The organism is Pseudomonas fluorescens Q2-87, assembly GCF_000281895.1.
Lineage (GTDB): Bacteria > Pseudomonadota > Gammaproteobacteria > Pseudomonadales > Pseudomonadaceae > Aquipseudomonas > Aquipseudomonas fluorescens_S.
Window position 1 is genome coordinate 2744781 of record NZ_CM001558.1, and the last position, 19405, is coordinate 2764185.

15 protein-coding genes are annotated in these 19405 nt (G+C 59.1%); 7 read left to right on the forward strand and 8 right to left on the reverse strand.

The features are described from left to right. Positions 1 to 176 precede the first annotated feature (176 nt). Positions 177 to 1811, reverse strand: coding sequence for a methyl-accepting chemotaxis protein (locus PFLQ2_RS15425; RefSeq protein WP_003181238.1), 1635 nt, complete (start codon positions 1809 to 1811; stop codon positions 177 to 179). Positions 1812 to 2081: 270 nt separating this feature from the next. On the opposite strand from PFLQ2_RS15425, the gene PFLQ2_RS15420 reads away from it, so the two are divergent. Together PFLQ2_RS15420 and PFLQ2_RS15415 are read left to right on the forward strand one after the other, a co-directional pair. Then, positions 2082 to 2912, forward strand: a complete 831-nt coding sequence (locus tag PFLQ2_RS15420; protein WP_003181239.1) for an undecaprenyl-diphosphate phosphatase — start codon at positions 2082 to 2084, stop codon at positions 2910 to 2912. Next, positions 2909 to 3337: a DUF1294 domain-containing protein gene (locus PFLQ2_RS15415; protein ID WP_003181242.1), complete on the forward strand. Its 429-nt coding sequence runs from the start codon at positions 2909 to 2911 to the stop codon at positions 3335 to 3337. The genes PFLQ2_RS15420 and PFLQ2_RS15415 overlap by 4 nt, the downstream gene beginning before the upstream one ends. Positions 3338 to 3340: 3 nt before the next feature. Here PFLQ2_RS15415 and PFLQ2_RS15410 read toward each other — a convergent pair whose 3' ends face one another. After that, positions 3341 to 3694 carry an MmcQ/YjbR family DNA-binding protein gene (locus PFLQ2_RS15410; protein ID WP_003181244.1) on the reverse strand — a complete coding sequence of 118 codons (354 nt, stop codon included), beginning with the start codon at positions 3692 to 3694 and terminating at the stop codon, positions 3341 to 3343. Next, positions 3691 to 4599, reverse strand: a complete 909-nt coding sequence (locus PFLQ2_RS15405; RefSeq protein ID WP_003181246.1) for a LysR substrate-binding domain-containing protein — start codon at positions 4597 to 4599, stop codon at positions 3691 to 3693. The genes PFLQ2_RS15410 and PFLQ2_RS15405 overlap by 4 nt, the downstream gene beginning before the upstream one ends. 129 nt (positions 4600 to 4728) lie before the next feature. On the opposite strand from PFLQ2_RS15405, the gene PFLQ2_RS15400 reads away from it, so the two are divergent. Together PFLQ2_RS15400 and PFLQ2_RS15395 are read left to right on the forward strand one after the other, a co-directional pair. Then, positions 4729 to 5337 (forward strand): FMN-dependent NADH-azoreductase, encoded by a 609-nt coding sequence (locus tag PFLQ2_RS15400; RefSeq protein ID WP_003181248.1) that lies wholly within the window; start codon positions 4729 to 4731, stop codon positions 5335 to 5337. 183 nt (positions 5338 to 5520) lie between these two features. Then, positions 5521 to 6558 (forward strand): alpha/beta hydrolase family protein, encoded by a 1038-nt coding sequence (locus tag PFLQ2_RS15395; protein WP_003181249.1) that lies wholly within the window; start codon positions 5521 to 5523, stop codon positions 6556 to 6558. Here the strand turns inward: PFLQ2_RS15395 and PFLQ2_RS15390 are convergent. Further along, positions 6552 to 7745 (reverse strand): MFS transporter, encoded by a 1194-nt coding sequence (locus PFLQ2_RS15390; protein ID WP_003181252.1) that lies wholly within the window; start codon positions 7743 to 7745, stop codon positions 6552 to 6554. The two genes, PFLQ2_RS15395 and PFLQ2_RS15390, sit on opposite strands and share 7 nt — an antisense overlap. 342 nt (positions 7746 to 8087) lie before the next feature. Here PFLQ2_RS15390 and PFLQ2_RS15385 point away from each other — a divergent pair, with 342 nt between their 5' ends. From PFLQ2_RS15385 to PFLQ2_RS15375, 3 genes are all read left to right on the forward strand, one after another. Beyond that, positions 8088 to 10079, forward strand: a complete 1992-nt coding sequence (locus tag PFLQ2_RS15385; protein WP_003181255.1) for a hypothetical protein — start codon at positions 8088 to 8090, stop codon at positions 10077 to 10079. A gap of 305 nt (positions 10080 to 10384) precedes the next feature. After that, the gene (locus tag PFLQ2_RS15380) at positions 10385 to 12517 is read left to right on the forward strand and encodes an autotransporter outer membrane beta-barrel domain-containing protein (protein WP_003181257.1); all 2133 of its coding nucleotides are present in this window, start codon (positions 10385 to 10387) and stop codon (positions 12515 to 12517) included. Positions 12518 to 12751: 234 nt separating this feature from the next. Further along, entirely contained in the window at positions 12752 to 14245 is a 1494-nt protein-coding gene (locus tag PFLQ2_RS15375) for a hypothetical protein (RefSeq protein ID WP_003181259.1), read from the forward strand. A gap of 44 nt (positions 14246 to 14289) precedes the next feature. On the opposite strand, the gene PFLQ2_RS15370 is transcribed toward PFLQ2_RS15375, so the two are convergent. The 4 genes from PFLQ2_RS15370 to PFLQ2_RS15355 all read right to left on the reverse strand — a co-directional run bounded on the left by PFLQ2_RS15370 (position 14290) and on the right by PFLQ2_RS15355 (position 19401). Continuing rightward, on the reverse strand, positions 14290 to 15387 hold the full coding sequence (locus tag PFLQ2_RS15370) for a fimbrial protein (RefSeq protein ID WP_003181262.1): 1098 nt from the start codon (positions 15385 to 15387) through the stop codon (positions 14290 to 14292). A gap of 61 nt (positions 15388 to 15448) precedes the next feature. Next, positions 15449 to 17956, reverse strand: a complete 2508-nt coding sequence (locus tag PFLQ2_RS15365; protein ID WP_003181263.1) for a fimbria/pilus outer membrane usher protein — start codon at positions 17954 to 17956, stop codon at positions 15449 to 15451. 25 nt (positions 17957 to 17981) lie between these two features. After that, on the reverse strand, positions 17982 to 18743 hold the full coding sequence (locus tag PFLQ2_RS15360; protein WP_003181264.1) for a fimbrial biogenesis chaperone: 762 nt from the start codon (positions 18741 to 18743) through the stop codon (positions 17982 to 17984). Positions 18744 to 18852: 109 nt separating this feature from the next. Continuing rightward, the gene (locus PFLQ2_RS15355) at positions 18853 to 19401 is read right to left on the reverse strand and encodes a fimbrial protein (protein WP_003181265.1); all 549 of its coding nucleotides are present in this window, start codon (positions 19399 to 19401) and stop codon (positions 18853 to 18855) included. Positions 19402 to 19405: the final 4 nt, after the last annotated feature.

Consider the following 19405-nt stretch of genomic DNA (forward strand, 5'->3'; position numbering starts at 1 on the left):
TGTAAACGTTATGGCGTGGGCAGCTCCAACCTCAATGCTGAATGTGCCCCGTGGCGAGGGAGCTTGCTCCCGCTGGGCTGCGTAGCGGCCCCTTTTTTGTGAGCGCTTCGCACTCAAGCGGGATCAAGCTCCCTCGCCACAATGAATCACAACAGTCTTAAGTGAACATTGGCCCGTCAGACCCGGAACTGCTTGAGCAACCCGTTCAGCTCTTCGCTCAGTGCCTTGAGGCGTGTGCTCGCCAGGCTGGACTGTTCGGCCGCGATGGCGGTGCTGTGGGACAGGCCCGCCGCTTGGGTGACGTTCTGGTTGATGTCTTCCACCACGTGAGCCTGTTGCAAGGTGGCGCTGGCGATGGATGCGTTCAGGCTGTTGAGGTTGCGCAGGGCCTGGCCGATTGCATTGAGGCTGGCACCTGCCAGACCGGCCTGTTCGATGGTCAGTTGCGAGGCCCGGCTGCTGTCGCTGATGACTTTCACCGCGGCTTCCGAATGATTCTGCAAGCGTTCGATCATCGCCTGGATTTCGGCGGTGGACTTTTGCGTGCGCTGGGCCAGCAGGCGCACCTCATCGGCCACCACGGCGAAGCCCCGGCCTTGTTCCCCGGCGCGGGCGGCTTCGATCGCGGCGTTGAGGGCCAGCAGGTTGGTTTGCTCGGCAATGGAGCGAATCACTTCCAGCACGCTGCCAATCTGCGTGCTTTCGCTCGCCAGGGTGCGGATCACTTCCACCGCCTGATCGATGGTCTGGGACAGTCGGTCGATCTGCTGCAAGCTGCCGTCGATGTTGACCTGGCCTTGCTGGGCCTGGGACTCGGCGTCGCGCATCTCGCTGGCGGCGTGCTCGGCGTTCTTGGCCACATCCTGCACGCCATAAGTCACCTCGTTGATTGCGGTGGCCACCAATTCCATCTGTTGCGATTGTTGCTGGCTGCGTTCCTGGGCCTGGGCGGCATCGTTGCCCAGCTCGCTGGAAGACTGCCCCAAGGCGCTGGCCGAGGCCTGCAACTGGCTCACCACTTGCCGCAGCTTGGCGGTAAAGGCGTTGAAATGCCGGGCCAGCTGGGTGACTTCGTCCTGGCCATGGGTGTCGAGGGTACGGGTCAGGTCGCTTTCGCCGCTGGCGATGTTGGCCATGGCGTTGACCGTTTCCTGCAAGGGGCGAACGATGCTGCGCACGATCAGTGTCAGCAGCAGGGCCATGAGCAGGGTAATCACCAGCCCGATCAACGAGGCCTTGACCACTTGGGACTGGAATTCGGCTTGAACGTCATCCACATAAACGCCCGAGCCGATGACCCAGCCCCACGGTTCGAACAATTGCACGTAGGAAGTCTTGCCCACCGGTGCCTCGGCGCCTGGTTTCGGCCAGAGGTAGTTCACCATGCCGGCGCCCTTGGACTTGGCGATGGTGACCATCTCGTTGAACAGCGCAAAGCCGTTCGGGTCGCGGATCGCCGAGAGGTTCTGGCCTTCGAGTTTCGGGTTGGTCGGGTGCATGACCATGACCGGCGTGAGGTCGTTGATCCAGAAATAATCAGTCTGGTTATAGCGCAGGCCCCGCACGGCGCTGAGCGCCTGTTTCTGCGCGGCATCGCGGGTCAGGGTGCCCGCCGTTTCCAAACCGTAGTAATAGCTCAGCACGCCACTGGCGGTCTGCACCACATGCTGGGTTTTCTGCACCTTGGCTTGGTAAAGATCGCTATGGATCTGTTTCAGCATCAGTGCACCCAGCGTCACCAACATCACGATGGCGACGACCAGGATGAGCCACAAGCGTCGGCTGATCGACACACTGCGCAAGCTATTCATACGCTGTCACTCCGGTTTCTTATTCTTGTCATAACGACGGCGGCACTTTAGCGCCCGCCGGGTACGCGTGATTGACCTGGGTCATAACGCGGCAGCGTTATCAGGGCTTGTCTGTTAGGATTTCGGCCCCGCAGCGTAAAACCTGAGCCGATCCGGATGTTTCATTGGTTTTTTTTCGATGATCGCCGTTATCGTGCACGCCTGCGGGCACCTGCATGACACTTGAATATTGATGAGACCCGCACCAGCAGGGTCTTTTTTGGGGGATGAATGGATTTGTGGACTGCCTTTTCGGCACTGATTCTTGGCGTAGTGGAAGGCTTGACGGAGTTCCTGCCGATTTCCAGCACGGGGCACCAGATTGTTGTCGCTGACTTGCTCGAATTTGGCGGCGAGCGTTCGATGGCGTTCAACATCATCATCCAGCTCGGCGCGATTCTCGCGGTGGTCTGGGAGTTTCGACGCAAGATCTTCGACGTGGTGCTGGGCTTGCCAACCCAGCCCAGCGCTCGTCGGTTCACCGCCAACCTGCTGATCGCCTTCCTGCCCGCCGTGGTATTGGGCGTGCTGCTCGCCGACTGGATTCATCACTACCTGTTCAACCCGATCACCGTGGCTGCAGCGCTGGTGATAGGCGGTTTTGTAATGCTCTGGGCCGAGAAGCGCCAGCACCAAGTGCACGCTGAAACCGTCGACCAGATCACCTGGAAGGACGCCTTGAAGGTCGGCCTGGCCCAATGCATTGCGATGATCCCCGGCACTTCCCGTTCGGGCGCGACCATCATCGGCGGGCTGTTGTTCGGCTTGTCGCGCAAGACCGCGACCGAGTTCTCGTTTTTCCTGGCGATGCCGACCATGGTCGGTGCGGCCGTCTATTCGGGCTATAAATACCGCGAACTGTTCGTCCCGGCGGACTTCCCGGTGTTCGCCATCGGCTTCGTCACCGCGTTCATTTTTGCCATGATTGCGGTCAAGGCCCTGCTGCGCTTCATCGCCAGCCACAGCTATGCCGTATTTGCCTGGTATCGAATCGCCTTTGGCCTGCTGATCCTGGCCACGTGGCAGTTCGGTTGGGTGGACTGGACCGCCGCCAAGCCATGAGTGATCCGGCCATCCGCAAGCCCGCTGTGCGCAATGCCAGCGGTGCGGTGCAGAACCTGCGGCTCAAGCTGACGGTGTTTGCGCTGTTGTGTGCGTTGCCGCTGTTCGGCTCCTTGGTTCTCGGGCTCAAGGAGGCGTCCTGGGTGCCACTGGTGGCCTATGGCGGCGTCAGCGTGGTGGCGTTCGTGTTGTATTGGAATGACAAGCGCAAGGCCCGCGCCGACGCCTGGCGCACCCCGGAGAACGTGCTGCACGCCGTGGAGCTGGCGGGCGGTTGGCCTGGCGCCTTGCTGGCCCAGCAGGTGTTTCGTCACAAGACCCGCAAGGTGTCGTTTCAAATGGTGTTCTGGTTCATCGTCCTGCTGCACCAGGTGTTCTGGATTGACCAGCTGTTCCTCGGCGGCCATCTGCTGGCGTTGTTCTGAACCTCACTGGAGCAGCAGGCCAACCTGCGTGCGCTTGGGCAATTTGCTGACCACCAATTGGTGGGAGCGTTGCAGCAAGCCACGCAGTTCTTCGGCGCCCAACGGGTAGGGGACTTGCATGATTACCCACTGGGCCCGTGCCAGGTACGGTGCCGGATGGATGCCCGGCCGGTCGCAGTGTCCAAGAAACAGATCCTTGTCGACCTTGAACGCCAACGAGTCGCCCCGCAACCCCTGAAGGGCAAACATCTTGTTCCCCGCGATGGAGAACACCCTGACGCCGCCCCATTTGTAGTCTTCCCTGGCGCCCGGCAAGCCCAGGCAGAATCGTGCGACATCCTCTTCGCTCAAGCTCATATCAATCTTTCTCCGCATTTTTCGAAAGCTTCCACCAGATGGTCGATCCACGCACGCACCGCCGGCAGCATGCCGCGTCGGTGGGGATAGACCGCCTGGAGCCAGCCGTCTGGCAACGACCACCCGGGCAATAGCTCAACCAGTGTGCCGTCGCGCAGTTCCTCCTCGCAATACATGCTCGGCAACAAGGTAAGCCCCAGGCCTGCGAGCGCGCAGGCGCGGCGCACGATGAAATCATCGATGCCCAGGCGCGCTTCCAGGGCCAAATCGACGCTGGCGCCGCCGTCATTGCGCAAGCGCATGTGCACCAGGCGATCAGCATCCAAGGCGCCGAGCACCGGCAAGTGCTTGAGGTCCTGCGGAACGTCTATCCGTCGCCCTTGGACGAACGCCGGGCTGGCGACCAGGATCAGCCGCGCCTGGCGCAAGCGCCGAGTCATTAGCAGCGGGTCTTCGTCGCCGAGGTCACGGACCCGCAGTGCCACATCGATGCCTTCGCTTATCAGGTCAACGCGGCGGTTCACCAAGGTCATTTCCAGCTGGACTTGGGGAAACTTCGCCATGAACGACGCGATTACGTGCGGCAGGATCTGGTGAGCCAAGCCTACCGGGCTCGAAACGCGCAGTCGCCCGCGCGGCTCGCTGGACATGCTCGCGACCGCTTCATCGGCCATTTCGGCCTCCAGCAGCATGGCCTGGCAATGGCGCAGATAGCGTTCGCCCACTGCTGTCAGTTTCAGCTGGCGGGTGGTGCGTTGCAGCAGGCGTGCGCCGAGCCGCTCCTCCAACTCGGCGATACGCCGGGACAGCCGCGACTTGGGGACGCCCAATACACGTCCGGCCGCCGCAAAGCCGCCGGCTTCGACGACTTTGGCGAAGTAGTACAGATCGTTGAGGTCTTGCATGTTGCGCTCGATTGTCCTGTCAGTGGGACGAACTATCGCATTTATGCTGCCTTATCGGTTATTGGTTTGATCGATAGGATGATCGCCAATTGATCGCCTGGTCGCGATCCTCACTTGGAGAGCACTCTCATGAAACTGTTGCATATCGATTCGAGCATCCTTGGCGACAATTCCGCTTCCCGCCAATTAAGCCGTGAGCTGGTCCAGGCCTGGCAGGCCGCCGAGCCTGGCATCGTGGTGACCTACCGTGACCTGGCCGCCGATGCCATCAGCCATTTTTCTGCCCAGACGTTGATTGCCGCAGGCACCAGCGCTGAATTGCGGGATGCCGCCCTGCAACACGAGGCTGAGCTTAGCGCTACCACGATGGCCGAATTCCAGGCCGCCGACGCAGTGGTCATCGCGGCGCCGATGTACAACTTCAGTATTCCGACCCAGCTCAAGGCGTGGATCGACCGCATCGCCGTCGCCGGGCAGACGTTCCGCTACACCGAAGCTGGCTTCGAAGGCCTGTGCGTCGGCAAAAAACTGGTCATCGTCTCCACCGCAGGCGGCTTGCATGCCGGCCAGCCGAGCAGCGTGGGCCATGAGGAATACCTCAAAGTGATGTTCGGTTTCCTCGGCATCACCGACATCGAGTTCGTCCGTGCTGAAGGGCTGGCCAAGGGAGACGACATGCGTGCCAAGGGCCTGAACGAAGCCAAGGCTCAAATCAGCGAACAGTTCGCCGCCGCGTAAGGCTTGTGTAAAAACACCCGCCCCTTCGGGCAGCCTTGGTAAAACCCTGTATTCTGGTCAACATTGGATGGCCAGGGTGCAGGGTTTTCTTGCGTCTGGCGTTGAGCTTCTGGCGCAGGTTATGCAAGCCAAGGCTATGCGCTACCAGGCATGCTGCGTGGTGGCGAAGGGTGGAAAAAAACGATGATACGTCTTGGTGCAGCGGTACTGCTTTGCCTGCTGGGCAGCCCGGGGTCGGTGCAGGCCGCGCCGGCCCCGCATCCTCATTGGAGCGCTGGTTTTCACGAACTCAGCTTTCTTGATCCATTGGATCAGCAGCCGATGCACGCCATTGCCTTTTATCCGTCCACCGCCAGGGAACAGTCCAGCCAGTTGGGTGGCTACCAGATCGACGCCGCGCCCGAGGCCCAGATTGCCATCGGCCGATTCCCGCTGCTCATGTTGTCCCATGGCAACACCGGCACGCCGCTGGCCCTGCATGACCTCGCCACTTCGCTGGCACGCAAGGGGTTCGTGGTGGTGGCGGTGATTCATCCCGGCGACAACGCCCAGGACCATAGCCGGCTGGGTACGCTCAGCAACCTGTACGGGCGGCCGATCCAGATTTCCGAAGCCATTACCGCAACGCTCAATGACCCGATGCTCTCGCCTTTCGTCAACGCTGGGCAAGTTGGCGTGATCGGTTATTCAGCGGGCGGCGAGACGGCGTTGATCCTCTCTGGCGCCACACCCGATCTCAACCGCTTGCGTCGCTACTGCCAGGAACGCCCGGATGACCGTGACGCTTGCAGCACCCAGGGCGAAGTGATCGCAGACCGGGACGACTTGCAACCAGTGGCCGATCCCAGGGTTCGGGCGTTGTTGCTCATGGCTCCGTTGAGCCTCAAGTTTGGTCGCCATACCCTGGCTGACGTCCATGTGCCGGTGCTGCTTTACAGCGGCGATGGCGACAAGCTGGTGGCTTTCGACAAGAACGCCGCCGCGCTGGCCCGCAAACTGCCCATCGCGCCGGACTTCAAGACATTGGCCGGGGCAGGGCACTTTGTGTTCCTGGCACCCTGCACCGAAGAGCAGATCGCGGCAATGCCGGCGCTGTGCACTGACGCTGATGGCATTGATCGCAAGGACATCCATCGCACGATGATTACCGAGGCCAGCCGCTTCTTTGGCCAGGCGCTGGGCAAACCGAGCCGGGCGGGGTTGCGGACCGCTGATCAATAATCGGCTTTTTCGGCTCGGCCTCGCAGCAACAAGGTCAGGCCCAGCCCGGTAACAGAGAGCAGTGCCGCGCAGAAGAAAATCGACGAATAGCCCAGGTTCAACGCCACCGCGCCCATCAAGGGTCCGGCAATCGCCAGGGCCAGGTCAAAAAATACCGCGTAGGCGCTCAAGCCTGCGCCGCGGCTGGTGTTCGGCACTTGCTTGATGGCCTCGACACCCAGCGCCGGGTACACCAACGACAGCCCAAAGCCCGCCAGCCCTGCGCCAACCAGCGCGAAGGCGGTGGAGGGTGCCACCCAGAGCAAGGCCAGGCCCAGGGTTTCGATGCTCATGCAGGCGATGGCCGAGTTGAACCCTCCGAAGCGGGCGATGCTGGAAATGAACAATAACCGCGCGAGGATGAAGCAGACGCCGAAGACCGTCAGGCACCAGGCCGCGCCGGTCCAGCCGCGGCTGACATAAAACAGGGTGATGAAAGTGGTGAGCGTGCCGTAGCCGATCGAGGCCAGGCTCAAGCTCGCCCCATAGGGCGCAATACGCCCGAATACCGCCCAGAAAGGCAGGCGCTCGCCACGAAGCACCGGCACCGAGGGTTTGTTGCGAATCATCAACAGCGCGCCCCCGGCCAGCAACGACAAGACGATGCCCAGGCTGGCGAAGCCCAGCTCACCGACCATCACTACCCCCAGCGGAGCGCCGATGGCAATGGCGCCGTACGAGGCAATGCCATTCCACGAAATCGAACGTGCCGTGTGCTCCACACCGACCTGGCCCATGCACCAACTGATGGTGCCCACGCCAATCAGGCCCTGGGCCACGCCGAGCAGCAAGCGGCCGGCAATCAGGATCAGCAGGCTGGGCAGCGGGAAGCTTTGCAGCATGGTCGAGAGCAACGTCAGGACGCCGCTGAGCACGATCCCCGACAAACCATAGACGATCGCCCGCTTGGTGCCGACGCTGTCCGACAGCCGCCCGGCCATGGGGCGGCTGAGCAGGGTCGCCAGGTACTGTGAACCGATGGTCAACCCGGCCACCACCGCGCTGAAGCCCAATTGTTCATGGACGTAACCGGGTAGTACGGCAATCGGCAGGCCGATGCAGAGGAAGGCGATGAAGGTGTAGAAAACGATGGAGACGATCTGCAGGGTGATCGACAGGGAGCTGGAGGCAGGTGAGGGCGTGGGCATAGGGCTCGTTCGCGGGCAGCGGTAAGAGAGCCTCATCATGGCGCGAGGTGAGGATAAAAGAAAGCAGGCTAACTAAATGTGCTGGCACGGGATGCGGCCTGGGCTTGGCGAATAGTCCCTTGGTTTGAACCCCCGGCTTTTCTGGCGGGCAGTCGCTGCTTGGGCTCTGTAAAAGGACGACCTGTCAACTCTGACAGTATCCAAGATATGAAAGAGGGCGTTCAATCAGTCGCAGGCCCTATTGGTCGATGTGAAACGCTTCGAGATGTCCATGGGCATTGTGTGCCGAGCTTTACGGCGGTAGCTCCAATCACGACGGTCTGAATATCAGGAGAATCGGATATGGCAAGCGTGGACAAGAAAACCAGTGCGGCGCAGGCTCGTATTGACTACCTCGCGCAGCGACGTGAACAGCATTCAGGGCCCAAGGCTTTGGATCCTCCTGAGCTTCTGGCCAGGGTGGTTGATAGCACAGACGGTACGCTCCATAGCGAAGATCTGGATAGGGATCTGCAAGTCAAATTCTTGGGTTTCTCTGACTTGCCGGCACTTCCGAATGATGAGTCGATCATGTATTTGCAGTTCGCTTCGGGTGCGACGCCTGATGAAGATGACTATGAAGACGTTGCTGAAAGAAGCTTTCCTTATCCGGTCGACCCGCAAACCGCTTTTCCGTTTGAACTGACCCTTGAGCGCAAGCACTTTGCCATCGATGGCGTTTATACATTCAGAGCGTATTTAGATAGTTACAACCACCAGAAAGACAAGTCACTACCTACCACTCGTATTTTCGATAGCACGCCCCCCTATAACCATAAGGAGCCCGAACCGTTAACCATTATGTCTCCCATCACCGATGCTGTTTTGGCGGCTAATCCTCTTGGGGTTCCGGCGATCCTTGACGAATATGACGACCGTGCGGCAAGCGATGAATATTTTCTGTGGTACGGAACACTCCCGTTGCCGGATAACCTGCCCGGTACCCCGCCTACGGTCACAGGTTTTGTACCGAATGACCTGACATTACGGATACCTGTCGACGTCATTCAGAGGGTGGGGGATGGTGGCTGCTATGCGGTGTATGCACTGCGCGACAAAGCGCAGAATCGCACTCCGCTGTCTGACCTAACCCGCTTGGGCGTGGCCTTGGGCACTTGGCCGCCCCCTGATCTTCAAAGAGTCGAAGTACCGCAAGCGACATTCAAGGGGTTCCTCGATTTTCAAGATGCTCTGGATGGCGTGGATGCAGTCGTCAAAACCTATACGGGGCGAAAGGGGACCGATTACATTGAGGTGACCTGGGGAACGACAGTGCTTCCTTTGGAAACCATGGGTTTGGCCCCAACCAAGAGCATCCGCATCGACCCCGACGTGCTGCGTAGCGAATACGGCGCTGCGACCGGGCCGATTAGTATTCAAGTAAGTTATCGCGTACTTCGAGGCACGGAGCCCTATGGTTCGGACATTGAAACAGGGATTACGGTCGTGACCAATTTTTGGCTACCGGGGCCCACGCCCACCGATCCTTGGCCTGATCCGATCAATGGTGACATCCCATTGGGTGACGTCTTTGGCGAGAATTCAACAACGCCTAACGTTTTGACCCGAGCGCACAATAATAAAAATGCCAACTTTGTATTTAAGTTGTACCCGAATGTGAAGGCGGACGAAATCGTAAAGATTTACTGGAACGGCGAGCACGTCGTCGAAGCCGATTATACGGTCTTGCCCACTGATAAAGAGGGCTATGAAAAAACGCAAATCATTCCGTGGTCCTACATCGACAACGGCGGCAATGGCGACGAGGTGCCGGTGTGGTACTGGATCAATTCTCCCAATTCTCCCAACCGCCAACGTTCGGACGACACGCCGGTCGAGGTGAGCGCGGTCATCTTCAAGCCCGCTGCGCCGACCTTTCCCGATAAAAGTGGCCCGTTCTTGAATTGCGATTCGCTCTATGGTCCCGACTACGCCATTCGTGTGCAAGTGCCTGATCTATCGGGCCCGCCTTACAACTTGGGCAACGGGGATCAGGTGACCCTGCACTGGGTCGCGCTGGCGGGTACCGCTGGAGAAACGCCGATCGATGGGGCCGAGAAGGATGAAACGGTCACCCTGGATGACACCACCTGGCCGGTGACAGGCTTCATCTGGCTGGTAAAACCCTACGAAAAGCACCTTCTGCCCACGTATGACCCATTTGGTCCGGGGGGCAGTGAGGGGCGAGGGCGAATCACCTACTCCTATGTTGTAGATGGAGAGACGATTACTTCTGAGGAGAGCGAGGCGCGGGTGACCATGTTCCTAGGTCACGGCTCGTGCCCACTCCCTTGATCATCATCACGTATCCGGCGGTGAAGGTGCGACCCCTTTGCCGCTGGAGTTAGGTCTGTTTACTTTTGCGTGATCAAAGAAGGAGTTGTCGGTAGAGAATCAGAAAAGTCCTACATATGCCCACAGGGCTAATCTATAGACTCGCCGGCCGTATTAAGTGTCGCCCGGCGAGTTGCTAGCCTGGATATGACACTTGGAATTAACTTTCCTTCTCCAGGGAATCAAGCATGATATTTTCCAATTGCACGTTTGCATTAAACCCTATATCGCGGTGTCTTGCGCTGGCCTCCGTTGCCCCGTTTATCATGGTCTGTCAATTCACTCAGGCCCGTACATTGACGGACGAAGACCTGACCATTGGCGCTGGGGGCCGTCCCGACAATTATCAGCTGTTTGGTAACTCCACCCTGACCGCCAATGGTGCCTCCACCCAGGATATTCAGGTGGCTATCGGTGGCACGGTCAATCTAAATGGCACGACAGTCACAGGTGGATCCAGTAACGGCGTGGAGTTGGTCGATAGTACTGCAAACATTGCCGCCAACAGCACCGTGACCAGCAACGGTATAGCGCTGGCCTTGACGGGCAATGTGTTGGGGGCCAAAGCCACGGTCACGGACAGCTCGCTCATCGGCGGCGCCCGCGGCGCCTCCCTCAGTGCTGCAAGTGAGCTGACGCTGAGCAACGCCACGGTGACTGCAACGGGTGCCACGGGCACGGGTATCGTCAGTTTCGGTGGCACGGTCCAGGCCAGCAACAACACCCGAATCACGGGCGGTCAGAACGGTGTTGTCTTGCGTAATGACATCTCTTCGGTAAAGGAAAACCAGCTAACGCTGGATGCCAGCCATGTCGAAGGCTTGAATGGTGCGGCCATCGTCGTGAGCAGCGTTGCCGGACTCCCTGATCGCGAAGCGGTGATCGACGTGAGCAATGGCTCGACCCTCAAGGGCAGCGATGGTGTGATGCTGCAAGTTACGAACGGTGGCATGGCGGGGCTGAATGTCGATAACAGCGTTCTGCTCGGTGATGTGGTGGCCGAAGCGGGCAGCGTCGCGAAGGTGGCCTTGAGCAACTTCGCCACCTTGACCGGGCGCCTGGAGAACGTCGATACCCTGGCGGTCAATAGCTTGGGCAAATGGGTCATGGTCGAAGACAGTCAGCTAAAGAATCTGTCGATGGCAGGGGGGGAGGTTCAGTTTGGTCAGCCTGGCAGTTTCTATACCTTGTCGGTGGAGAATCTCAGCGGTAACGGCAATTTCATCATGCATGCGGACTTTTCCAACGGGCAAGCCGATTTTCTGAATATCACGGGGACAGCAACCGGTACTCATACGCTTGACGTGGCCAGTACCGGTGCGGACCCGACGCTGACCAACCAGCGCATCCATGTCGTCCACGCGGCCAGCGGCGATGCTGCGTTCTCGTTGATCAATGGCCGGGTAGACTTGGGTACTTATTCTTATGATTTGCTCAAGGATGGCGCCAATGACTGGTATCTCGATGGTGCGAGCAAAACCATCAGTCCTGGTACGGCGTCGGTGCTGGCGCTGTTCGATGCCTCGCGTACGGTCTGGTATGGCGAACTGAGCACGTTGCGTTCGCGCATGGGCGAAGTGCGGATGAACCAGGGGCAGTCTGGCGGCTGGATGCGGGCGTATGGCAACCGCTTCGATGTTTCTGCCGACTCCGGAATGGCCTATAGGCAGACCCAGCAGGGATTGGCTTTTGGTGTGGATACCCCCGTGCCGTCAGTTGGGGATGGACAGTGGGTGTTTGGCCTGATGGGTGGTTATAGCCGGTCCGACCTGGACCTGATTCATGGGACCTCGGGCACGGTCAACAGCTTTTATGTCGGTTCTTATGCCACTTGGCTGGACGCCGAGAGCGGTTACTACTTCGACGGCGTGCTCAAGTTTAACCGCTTCCAAAATGAGTCCAAGGTCAGTCTCAGTGACGGGGCACAGGCCAAGGGGCGGTACGACACCCATGGATTGGGCACCACGCTGGAGTTTGGTCGGCATATCAAGTTGGACGAAGGCTATTTCATCGAGCCTTTTGGGCAAGTCTCGGCGCTGGCGGTTCAGGGCAAACGTTACCAATTGGATAATGGCATGGCTGCCGATGGCAACCGGAGTTATTCCTTGCTGGGCAAAGTGGGTGCAAGTGCCGGTCGGGATATCGACCTGGGTAATGGGCAGATGCTTCAGCCTTACCTCAAGGCGGCGCTGGTCAACGAGTTTGCCAAAGACAATCAGGTCAAGGTCAATAGCACAAGCTTCAACAATGACCTTTCCGGTTCTCGCCTGGAGTTGGGAGGTGGCGTTGCCATGAACGTCGCGGATAAAGTGCAAGTGCACGCCGACGTCGATTACAGCCAAGGCAAAAAGATTGATCAGCCATGGGGAGTAAACTTCGGCGTGGAATACAAGTTCTGATCAGCTTTGTTTAAAAGGTCAGCTCCGTGGATTGTTTTCACGAGACGGCATGAGGGTTAGTCAAACGAGCAAGGACCGTAACGGTCCTTGTTTCATTTTCATGAACTCTTTTTTGGAGTCTGTCAACTGAGCAGTTCTGTTAGTACTCAACGGTTTGGTTTTGGAATCTAATGGGCATCTCTGGACAGTAGTGGCTTTGGAGGCGTGGTTACTCATGTGTTGATAGGAGGGTCCATGATGTCAAATTCGAAAAATTCCAGTACGTTCGGCAAAAACCAAGTCCCGATTTACGATCCGCCTACGGTCGTGGCCTTGCCAAATATCGACGGAGGCGAAACCAATCTGCTGCATAAGAGCGCCCTGGAAGCGCCCTTGCCCATCACTATTCCCAAGTGGTTGAATTCCAATCCCAAGCCCCATGAGCCGGAGTGGGTCACGCTGTATTGGGGAGACGATGATCTGGAAACAAAGACCTGGACCGCCGAGGTGCCCGACGCGGATCGGGTATTTTATGTTCCGGTCCATTTCCTCATCCATGGTGAATATTCACTTCATTATTTTCTACACCTGTACAACATGGCCGAGGCTGACTCTTTTGATCTTACCCTGACCATCGATACCCTCAAGCCGCTGCTCAACCAGACTGACGACCTTGCGCAGTTTCCTGAAGCGATCCTGACAGGTGGGGTAACGGCCCAATATCTAGAGCAGAACAACGATCAAGTGAAGGTCGGTATCCCCCGTTATGATGAGCAGCGGGGTGGCCCCAAGGTCGGCGATATCATTACCTTGTATTTGAACGAAAAAAACGGAACCGGAGACCCAGATCAGCTAAAGGTCGGTGAATTGACTGTTCCGCACCCGGTACCCAACGCTCTTGAGGGCGTGTATGAGGGGAAGGCGTTTCGCGACTTTGGCGATCGTGTGGGGTATGCGCGATATCGTGTCGAAGACCGGGCGGGGAACATCAGTGAGTTGTCGGGGCGGGTTGAGCTGGATGTGAAGGCTGCACCGACACCGCGTGATCTGTCCTATCCATGGGTGAGAGAAGCCTCCGGCAACCCGCAGGCCAGTCGGCTCGATCCAAACCTTGCGGCTGTCGTCAATAATGGCGTCATTGTTGCCATCCCTCAAAACGCGATCATCTCGGATACGGAGACCGCCGCCGTACTGTTTGGTGAAGAGGGTAGTTTCGGATTCTATCGCGCTGACACACCCATCGTCACAGAAGGGCGGGAGTACCGCATTCCCAAGGAGTATGTCGCCCGCAACCTGCGAAAAAACATACCGATAATCTTCGAGGTGACCGGTCCCAATATTCCCACACCGCTTGAGTCTCAGACGCACAGCCTGACGATCTCCAGCCTGAGCGGCGGGTTGCCGGTCCTTCAGTCCACCAGTTTTAATGCGACGATGTTGAGCTTGGCCAGCATTCCCGAGGGCGGGGCGGCTGTTCTCAGGCTGGGTAGCTGGAAGTACATGGCGACGTCACAGTTCCTCAGGGTCGAGATGAGGGGATTGCTGAGTGCGGGAGGCGCTCACACCGTGACGATTCTCGATGCTCAGCCTGTGACTTCGGTGGGTGAAATGCAAGCAGGACAGATACTCAAGACGGAGCTTCGCAGATTTCAAATCGGTGAAAAGCTCACTTTCATCGCGAAGGTCAGCTTTGACAATAAGCAGACCTGGCACGACTTTCCAACCATAGATCCTCAATTAACCAACTGACCCTTGAGCATGAGGTATTACCGTTTCAGGGATGCGCCTCGCGCTCATTTGTAGGTCATGGTGAAAGTCAACGCGCCTTTGGCCACACCGGGAGTGACGTGAGGCGCTATCTGGTAGAAGCGTGCGTTGAAGTCCAGCACCGTCGTGCCGGATGTGATGGGCACCAGGGGAACTTCCATACCCAGTGCGACAGGGGTCAGGCCGTCGCCCCTGAGGATCTGAACACCTACGCCTGATGCTCCAGAGTCTGCGGTCAGGCTGAAAACGCCGTTGTTTTCATCGACGGGGACGGACCCCAGAACACCATCGAGCTTGATCGTTGCGACGGCGATATTGCCATCTGACGGGTCGGCTTCGCAGGCGCTGAGCGTGATGGTAAAAGGCGCAAGGGTGGTGCCGAAGCCGGGGCCTGTGAACTCGGAGGTGTCCCAGGTCCCTAGTGGCACTGGATTGACGCTTACCGGGTTGCCCGAGATGCCGCAATGAGCCTGAATCACCGTGCCCACGGGGCCTACGCCGAACCCTTTGCCGACGCCGGTAAAGGTCCCGCTGAACAGTTCGCGGCCATCCAGTGGGTTGGGACCGGTCGGAATGGGGCCGGTTTTGATCAGGGTGGTGTAGGTCCGCAGGTTGCGCAATGTAAAGCGTATGAACGTGGTGATCTGGTCCTGATAGCCAGCGAAGGGCACGATCGGGCGATAGGTCGGTCCGCCGATGGGGATGAAGGTGTTGTTGCCGCTGCCATCGAAGGGAAAATCCAGGCGGATCAAGGCGCCCACGCCTGGAATATTGGTGTTGAATACCTTGCCGTTCACATCGAACCCGTCAACCGGCGGCAACTGGCCGGCGAACAGCGGGGCGGTTGGCTGGGCCTGGAAGTTGAGGATGGTGCCGGGGGTATCGACGCTGCAGTCCAGTTGCGAACCACCGCCGCTGGTGAAGGTGTGTTTGTTCAAGGTGCCGATGACACTTCCTACGGCAGCGTCCCGAGGGACATAAAGCGTGCCCAATTGAGGCTGGAAATGCAGGGGGCCACTTCCGGCCTCCCACCAGCACGTATCGGGGGCGGCGAATGCGGATGAAGTCGGGCTGCCGGTGACCAGCACCAGAGATGTCAGCAGCAGTCGTGTCGATTGTTTCATGGTGTTTCCTGTGGGGTCGGGCATGACAATAGGCTGTTTGCCAGTGGCTGGATGGCGCGTGTCAATGGCATGTCAGCGCCTGAATGCGATAGCCCTGCACCTGCTCCATCGTCTGCGGATTGACGTCCAGCCGGCATTGAGGGGCGTCGCCCGGTGCCCAGTGCACGTTAAGTTGTTGTGGCTCGGGCCCTACAGAGAGCAATACCTGGCCGGCCTGGCCCACGGTACCCAGAACAGTGCCCTGGGCATCGCTGACCTGAGCGCCGAAAGGCAGGGCCTGGCCGTGAGCCGTTTGCCCGCTGATCAACAGGCGATTGATGGTGCGCGCGGTGAAGGTGGTCTTGACCACGGCCCCGCGGCGTGGGACGACTTGCGCGGTGCCATTGTCGATCTCGATTTCAGGCCCCAAATCATCCGTTTGCAGGGACACCTGGTTCATTCGATAGGGCCGCAGGTAAGGGACCAGCGCGAAGCCTTGGGCATTGGTTTTCACGCCTGTCGCGTTCTTGACTCCCACACCGGGGATATCCGGTACCTCAACCAACGCCAGCGTTTCTCCCAGGTACGGGCCGGCTTCGATACCATCGGCATGAAGCAGCAATGCGCCGCTGGCGTTCAGTGAGGTCGTGCGGTAGTGGCTGCTTTGAGTGATCCCGGCGCCGACGCTGCCAGTGGCTCCTTGAAAACCTAAAGCCAACTCGGCTGACTGTCGCTGTTGCGAGTCGTGGCTGATGCTGGTTCGATAGTTGAGCCGGTTCTCAAGACTGTTACCACTCAGGCTGGCCCTCTGGCTGTGGCGCCCAGCGTTGTTCTGTACGTCGAACGTGGCAGTGCTCGAAGGCATGAAGTCCAGCGGCAATGATACGCTCAACCCCATTTGGCGCTGCTCGCCCACGTTGCGTTTGTCGCTGTCTCTGAGCGATTGCAAGGCATAGACGTTATAGGTCACGCCTTTGTGTTGGGTATTGAAGTTGAACTGGAACTGGCGTTGGGTGTTATTCGTTTGCCAGTAATCCTGGTGCGAGAACGTCAGGTTGACGGAGCTGTGTTTCCCGATTTTCTGGTTGATTGCCGCTTCGAGACGGCTGCGTCGGCTGCCGAAAAAACGGACGTCGTGCTCGCGGTCGCGCACCGCTTCGTCGAAATCGCGGTAACCCTCGGTGGAATAGCGATAGCCAGCGAAACGCAGCTGGGTCCCGCTTTGGAATGATTTGCCGTATTTGACCGAGTAACTCTTGCCTTGCACGTCCTGGCTTGCCTGCGTATCGGAGTGACTCAGGTCCAAGGCCAGGGCGCCCAGCGCACCCAAGTCCCGGGAGGCCCCCAGTGTGACGGCCCGATAAAAGTCGCTGCCCATCGCGCCGCCATATAACGTCGTGCTCCAGCCGAGCCCCCAGGCCAGCGTACCTTGCCAGAGCAGAGGGTGGTCACCCTCGCTGATGGCGTTGTAATGCCCCACTGTCGCGCTGTAACGCCAGAGACCTTCGCGCAAAAGATTGCTGAGTGTGGCGTAAGGCTGCGTGTAGCGATGAACCTGGCCATCGGCTTCGGTTAATACAATTTCCAGTTCACCGCTGCCGCCCACGGTAGTGAGATCATCGATTTCATAAGCGCCGGGGCTGACATAGGTGGAGTAGATCGGGTAACCGTTTTGCAGGACCTCGAGCTTGGCCCGCGTCTGGGCCACGCCTCGTATGACAGGGGCATACCCCTGAAGGGCATCGGGCAGCATGTCTGGGTCCGAGGCAATGATCGCGCCCTTGATGGGCAGGCTCCTGAACACATCGCCCCGGGTAAAGGTTTCACCCAGGGTCAGATTGGCTTGCAAGCCGGGAAGATCGCGCTGGGCATAGGTATAGGCGCTGCTCCACTCGCGTTGGTTCTGTTCGTTGCGGCGTAACGTCTGGTTGCTGCGCAAACGCCAGGCGCCCAGATTCAGCCCACTGTTGAGGTACAGGTCATCACTCTGGCTGGAGCCGCCTTGTTGATGATTGCTCTGCTGCGCCGACACCTGGTAATTAATAAAGGCCGCGTTGATTCCGTGATCCCAGCGCTCGGGGTCGGCATAACCTGACTGATTCCTGCGCATGGCGATCTGGGGAACCGAGAGTGACAACCACAGCTTGGCGCCTTCGAACTCGATATTGGCCCCGGGGACTGCGCTGGCCAGGTCGATGCAGTCGGTGTTCAGCGCTTGGTTGTCGGCCAGGTCGTCGAGACGTACGCCCAGCTCTTGAAGCAAATCGGACGATAGGCAGGGCAGCAGGTCGCCCTCGGGGCTGAGGCTGAAGTCGAGCTCACGCAGGCCAAAGGAGCGCCGGTTGATTTGAAGTTCGACCCGATAGCGCCCCGGCCCAAGGTCCTGACGCTGGCCCAGCGCACTGAGTGCCAATGCCCCGGCATCGTGAGTGTATTCCGGATGCTGGCGCAGGAAACCGGATTGGAATTCAACCGTCGCATCGGCCAGCGCGGGTGTGATATCGAGCAGTGCCGTACTGGCACCCAGGGCGACCCAGCGAGCCAGGCGTGCTTCGCCGCCGATACCCGAGCGTTTCAAGAGTCGAGTCATTAAAAGTGTCCGAGAGCGCATGGCGTCACAGTGTTGAAGGGAGCTGCACGGGGGCGGTCAAAGGCGCGCTGAAAGCGCCGTAGTCATTGACTGTGGCGAAAGTGACCTGCAAGCCGGCTGTCGGTTTGATCCGGCCCAAGGCAAATGTCTGGCGTTGCAGCGGCGCCGACATGGCCGGGTTATTCAGTTCTTCGGATTGGCGCTGGTCGCTGACTTCAAGCCGGCTGAATGAGACATGGAAGGGGGTTGGGTTGTAGACCACCAACTGCACCGAGCCGTTGACCTGCTCGATCGACCACTGCAGATCCTTGAGGCGGGCTTGCGGGTTGTCTTTGATTTGGCTGGGGCGATAGAACAGTTTGATCCGTGTGCGCAGGGCGATATTCAGGGCGTTGGTGTGGCTGGTATCGGCCTGAGGAATTTCCTGGACGTTGAAATAGAACAGCGATTCACGGTCCGTCGGCAAGGTGTTGGGGAGTGCATTGATCTGCACTTGTTGCTCCTTGCCGGGGTTGAGCCGGAACAACGTGGGTGACGGCATGAAGGGGACGGCGGTGGTGGTGTCGTCGGCAGCGGTGTTTACCCAGGTTTGGACGGCAAATATATTCTCGCTGGGGTTGGCGATGATCAGCGAAACACTGCGTTTATCACTGTCGAACACCACGCGGGTGCCGCTCAGGCTCAGCGCCGCCTGACTCTGGGCACTCTGGAAAAACAAGATCGACAGTGCCGCGCAGGCGCCAAGAATTGACCGCGCGGCCCCAGGCTGTTTGATGAACGTGAACATAGAAAAGTACCGGTGGATCAGGCGCGGGGCAGCGCCTGAGGTGCAGTGCGCTTGCGCCACGGGGAGCCCGGCGTACAAGCCGGCAACTCATGGCGTGCGCGGGCGGAAATCAGATGATGTTCACAAGGAACATGATGTGCGCCGAGGCAGGTCCCGGCGTTACCGTGGCAGCGGTCGAGCGATAACGGGCATGGAAGAGCATGTCGGTTTCGCCGCCGGCGACCAGGTTGTACGCGACGGAGCTTGTGCCGGGTGCGATGGCGGCGCCCGACTTGTCGCGGATCGCGATGGACACGCCCGTCGCATGGCCCGGTGTCGGGGCAACGGCAAAGTAGTCGCCGCTGCTGTCGGCGGCACCGTTGAAGGTCGTAGTGGCGGTTTGGCCAGGGGCGATCACACAGCCTGAGCCGCCTTTGACGCGCAGGACAAAGTCCTTGCCCAGCAGTTCATCCCCGACCTGGGTGAAGTGACTGGCATCGACACTGCCCATGTAAACGGTATTGCCGATGGTGCCATCGCCTGGGTTGACGACTTCGATGGGGCAGGTACTGGCGGTGATTTCACCTTGGAAGTGGATGGTACCGGTGTTGGCAAGCGCCGCGGTGCCTGCCAGGTTGGTTGCCAGGCCAAGGCACAGGGCGAGGGAAGTTTTTTTCATGGGG